This is a genomic window from Polaromonas sp. P1_E3, assembly GCF_056405935.1.
This window is the reverse complement of the sequence record NZ_JBFUBD010000739.1, coordinates 1-843: the sequence shown is the minus strand read 5'-3', so window position 1 is coordinate 843 and position 843 is coordinate 1. Positions and strand designations below refer to the sequence as shown.

The 843-nt window shown below is 62.8% G+C and carries 1 protein-coding gene; it reads left to right on the top strand.

Annotated elements, in window-relative coordinates; all coding sequences use genetic code 11:
* Positions 1-843, top strand: an 843-nt coding sequence (gene pheA, locus AC1D0Z_RS23190) for a prephenate dehydratase (RefSeq protein WP_477660478.1), incomplete at both ends; no start/stop codon positions are given.

Below are 843 nucleotides of genomic sequence, written 5' to 3'. Positions count from 1 at the left end.
AAGTCAAGAAGCGCGAGGGTACGCCCTTTTTCCGTCCGGACCGCGTTGCCCAGGTTATTGAGCAGATCCAGCAAGCCAATCAGGGGCCACTCAAAAACGAACATGTCGCGGCCGTATGGCGTGAAATCATGTCAGCGTGTCTGGCGCTGGAATCTCCCGTGCGGGTGGCATATCTCGGCCCTGCCGGCACTTTCAGTGAGCAGGCGGCGCTGCAGTTTTTTGGCGCCAGCATCGAGCACGTACCCTGTGTCAGCATCGACGAGGTTTTTCGTGCGACGGCGGCGGGCAGTGCCAGCTACGGTGTTGTGCCGGTCGAGAATTCGACCGAAGGCGTCGTGTCACGGTCTCTGGATCTTTTCCTGAACTCCCCCTTGCACATCGTCGGCGAAATCAGCCTGATGGTGCGCCACAACCTCCTTCGGCTGTCCGAATCTCTGGATGGCATCGAAGCCGTGTACGCGCACCCCCAGGCCTTGGCTCAATGCCAGGGCTGGTTGACCACGCATTTACCCAATGTGGAGCGCCGGGCAGCGTCCAGCAATGCGGAAGGCGCACGCCTCGCATCCACCAACCCGGCGTGGGCGGGCATTGCCAGCGACCGGGCCGCCACCCAGTTTGGCCTGTACACGGCGGCCCACGCCATCCAGGACGATGCATTTAACCGTACGCGCTTTGCCGTGGTGTGCCTGCCGCAAACGCTGCCTTCCCCGCCCGCCTCCGGCAAAGACTGCGTCAGCCTGGTGGTGTCGGTGCCTAACCGGCCTGGTGCCGTCCACGACATTTTGATGCCCTTGAAGGCCCACGGCGTTTCGATGACCCGGTTCGAATCCCGCCCGGCACGCT